5 protein-coding genes are annotated in these 4,238 nt (G+C 68.1%); all 5 read left to right on the forward strand.

The window, feature by feature from the left end:
• Positions 1-245, forward strand: a 245-nt coding sequence (locus OXC99_04190) for a hypothetical protein (protein MCY4624188.1), incomplete at its 5' end; no start/stop codon positions are given.
• Entirely contained in the window at positions 242-982 is a 741-nt protein-coding gene (gene radC / locus OXC99_04195; GenBank protein ID MCY4624189.1) for a DNA repair protein RadC, read from the forward strand. The genes OXC99_04190 and radC, both read left to right, overlap by 4 nt.
• 55 nt (positions 983-1,037) lie before the next feature.
• Entirely contained in the window at positions 1,038-2,678 is a 1,641-nt protein-coding gene (locus OXC99_04200) for a DNA cytosine methyltransferase (protein ID MCY4624190.1), read from the forward strand.
• Positions 2,679-2,808: 130 nt separating this feature from the next.
• Positions 2,809-3,432, forward strand: coding sequence for a topoisomerase DNA-binding C4 zinc finger domain-containing protein (locus OXC99_04205; GenBank protein MCY4624191.1), 624 nt, complete (start codon positions 2,809-2,811; stop codon positions 3,430-3,432).
• 420 nt (positions 3,433-3,852) lie between these two features.
• A partial coding sequence (locus OXC99_04210; protein MCY4624192.1) for a hypothetical protein occupies positions 3,853-4,238 on the forward strand: 386 nt, incomplete at its 3' end.

Genomic DNA, 4,238 nt, shown 5'->3' on the forward strand with positions numbered 1-4,238 from the left:
CCATGTTCGCTGCCTTCCTGTGCTGGCTTCTTCGGCTCCAGCCGATGACGCGGCCCGCCATCACCGGCATCGCCGTCTCCGGCAACTGCGTCCTCGCGGCCACCACCGACGATCCCTTCTTCGACACGCACCTCGGCTCACTCGGCGACTTCCAGCGCAACCTCCGCGACTGGGGCGAGGCCTGCGGCGCCGATCCCGCCACCATCGACGCCCTGCTCTGCAAGCTGCGGAGGGCCGTCGAATGACTCCCAGCACCGGCCCTGCCTCCGCGCTTCACGACGTCGCTCTCTTCAACCCGGCCGCGGCACCCTGCCCCGCCCTCGCCCAGGCCGATCTCCAGGACCGCCTTCTGCGCGCCGGCCGCGAGGCCGTCGACCAGCGGGAACTCCTCCAGCTGCTTCTCGCCGCCGCCCATCCGGCAGACGAAGCCCGGCGCCTCTCCCTTGTCCTTCTCGACACCTTCGGCACGGCGCCGCGCGTGCTCGCGGCACGGGCCGACACGCTCCGCGCCATCGCCGGCCTCAGCATTGCAGCGATCGCCACCATCAAGGCCACAGAAGCCCTCGGCATTCTCATGGCCGAAGCCGCGCTTCCCAAACGCTTCCACGCGCAGCTCGCCACCTACGAAAAGGTCGTCGACTACTGCCGCTCCCTCGCCGCCCACCGCGACACGGAAGAGCTGCGCGCGCTTTACCTCAACAGCAAGAACCACCTCATCCGGGAGGAATGCCTGCAGACCGGCACCATCAACTACACCCCGGTCTATCCCCGCCAGGTCTGCATCCGCGCCCTCGAAGTCGGCGCCGCCGCCGTGGTCGTCCTCCACCCGCACCCCAGCGGAGATCCAACCCCATCCGGCGCCGACGTGGAGATGACCAACCGCCTTCGCGACGCCCTCAAGACCATCGAAGTCGACCTTCACGACCACGTCGTCGTCACCCCCTCGGACGCCTTCAGCTTCAAGGAGAAGGGACTGCTCTGACCCTTCCCTCCGCCCTTCCCCTCCCTCGACACCACCAGCAACGAGACACCCCACCATGAGCGAGCACAGCGCCCTCGCCGGCCTCGTCGTCGACAACTTCGCCGGCGGGGGCGGCGCCTCCCTCGGCATCCAGCGCGCCCTCGGCCGCCTCGACATCGCCATCAACCACGACGCCGAGGCCATCGCCATGCACCGCGCCAACCATCCCGGCGCACGCCACTTCGAGCGAAACATCTGGCAAGTCGACCCGATCGAGGCCACAGGCGGCCGGCCCGTCGCCCTCGCCTGGTTCAGTCCCGACTGCCAGCCTTTCAGCAAGGCCAAGGGGTCCAGACCCCTCCAGCGCAACATCCGCGATCTCGCGTGGATCGTCCTGCTCTGGGCCAGGCGCGCCCGCCCCACCCTCATCTGCCTCGAGAACGTCGAGGAATTCCGGGACTGGGGACCCCTCGACGAACACGGCCTTCCCGACAGGACTCGCAAAGGCGAAACCTTCCGCCGCTGGATCCGCGAGCTTCGCCAGCTCGGCTACGACGTCGAATGGCGCGAGCTCCGCGCCTGCGACTACGGCACACCCACGCTCCGCAAGCGCCTCTTCATCGTCGCCCGCTGCGACGGCCGGCCCATCGTCTGGCCCGAACCCACGCACGGCGACGGCCTCCTCCCCTACCGGACCGCCGCCGAGTGCATCGACTGGCGCATCCCCTGCCCCAGCATCTTCCTCTCCGCAGAGGAAGGCCGCGCCGTCGGAGTCAAGCGCCCCCTCGCCGACGCCACCATGCGCCGGATCGCGCGGGGCACCGTCCGCTACGTCATCCAGGCAGCCGAGCCCTTCATCGTGCCCGTCACGCACAAGGGCGACAGCCGCACCAACAGCATCCATGAACCCGTGCGCACCGTCACAACCGCGCACCGGGGCGAACACGCCCTCGTCTCCCCCTGCTTCGTTCCACGCTACGGCGAGCGCAACGGCCAGAGCGCACGCTGCCACGCCGTGGACGCCCCCGCCCGCACCATCGTCCCCGGCGCCAACGGCGCCATGCTGACGAGCGTCTACCTGGCCCAGCACAACGGCGGCATGACCGGCCACGATGCGCGCACGCCCATGTCCACCATCGTGCAGCGCGGCACCACCCAGGCCCTCGTCACCGCCTTCCTCTCACGCCACTTCGGCGCCAGCATCGGCCAGCACGCCCAGGCTCCCGCGCACACCGTGACCGCCGCCGGCGGCGGCAAGACCGCCCTCGTCGCCGCGGCACTCAGCCACCAGTACTCGTCCAACACGAACGGAGGAGACGGCCGCCTCACCCTGCCCCACAAGACCATCACCACAGGCGGCCACCACGGCCTGATCGCCGCCTTTCTCACCAAGCACTACGGCGAGGGCGGCCAGTGGCAGGCTCCCGCCGATCCCATGCACACCATCCCCACGCGCGGCCGCCTCGGCCTCGTCACCGTCAGCGTCGACGGCCAAACCTTCGTGCTCGACGACATCGGCATGCGCATGCTCACGCCCCGCGAACTCTTCAGGGCGCAAGGCTTCCCGGACTCCTACGTCATCGCCCCGCTCATCAATGGCAAGCCCATGACCAAGACCGCACAGATCCGCATGTGCGGCAACAGCGTCTGCCCCCAGGTCGCCGAAGCCATCGTCCGCGCGAACGTCCTGGCACACGCCCTTCCACGGGCCGCCTGACCGACCCCCTCCGCTCCCGGCCAATACACCGCCGTCAGCAACCCATAAACCACCTCGCGCTCCTCGATATCAGCCCTCATCGCTCAACCTTCGGACATAAGCTCCCCTATAATTACGAGACGCGTACGCCATGCCGGCGACCGGCCTCCGCCACAAGGGCGCCGATTCCCACATGAGCCTGCTCAGCAAGATATTCATCGAGTGCGAGAGCTGCAGCCACTCGGCCGAGCTGGATCTCTCGGCAGCCCGCCGCACGCTCAAGTGCGACCTCACGCACGAAATCATCCCCACCCTCTTCAACGCCTTCAAATGCAGCAGCTGCGGCGCGCGCAAACCACGCATCCTCGACGAACACAGGCTTCCGCTCTACCACCGCACCCCGGTCTATCACCCCACCCCGCTCTACGACAAAAGGCCGCCCATCGTCCGCCGCACCCCGCTTTACCGCAAAAAGCCGCCCGTAACGGCCCCAGCCCGCGAGACCGTGCACTGCATCGCCTGCGGCAGGCCCATCGACGCCTTCCACCTCGCCGACATGCCCGGCGCCCTCTTTTGCGCGAGCTGCGAACCCGGGTCCAAACCCGGCTCACACGCATCCCCCTATCCGCAACCTCCTCCCCGGCTCTCGACATGTCCCCGCTGCAAACGCTCGACCGTCGTCCGCCAGCGCAGCGACGACAACGCCTACTTCATCGGCTGCTCCGCGTACCCCAAATGCCACTGGACCAACCCTCTCCCGCCAGACCGCAATTGACCTCGCCGCCCATGGCGTTCCCTTCCGAGAGGATCTCCACAGCCCACCCACCACCGCGACCCAATTCCAGTCCCCAGCGATAATTCCAACCCACCACCGATAGTTCTCCTTCCGGATTTACCCTCCGCGCCCTCCAACCCGTCCACCCCTATCTCCAACCGGCCTGAACACAGGCTGACGAGACCCTTCACCAACCCGCCTCGCCACGGCATGAGCCCGGGTCGCGGAGCAGGGGCAGGCCCCGCCGAGCAGCGCGAGTCACGAGCTCGTTGAGCGCGCGCCGTCTTTCAGCGGGGATCGGGGCCTGATCCGCTCGCTTTAGCCGATGTTCGGGAGTGGGTGCCCCTCGGCGATCTTGCAAGAAGTTCGCCGAGGGGCTTTGTCTCGTGGTGACGGTCTAAATCTCCAGAGACGGCCCCAATGTCGCACAACATTTTCCGCCATTCCATGCTTTGCAACGCCCAGGTCGGGGCATGGCTGTACGATGTCGATGAGGTCGAGGCGGCGCGCTGCCGCGAGGCGGGCTGCCGACACTGCCCCGGCAAGCTTCACAGCGCGACGTATCCGCGCAAGCCGTACGGTCTGGCGCCCGAGATGAGAGACGAGGGCACGCGGCGGTTCAGTTTCTGCTGCGCGGATTGCCGCCTTCGATCGACTCCTCCGTCGGCGCGGTTCTTCGGGCGCCGCTTCTATCTGGGCGCCCTGTTCGTTCTGGTGAGCGCGCTGGTGCTGAGAGGCGGGGTGCGCTTGCAGACGATCAAGCGGAAGTGGGGGATCTCGGTCGCCACGCTGCGCCGCTGGCGGAG

This window comes from Chloroflexota bacterium (genome assembly GCA_026713825.1).
Classification (GTDB): Bacteria; Chloroflexota; Dehalococcoidia; order Lucifugimonadales; family UBA1127; genus UBA1127.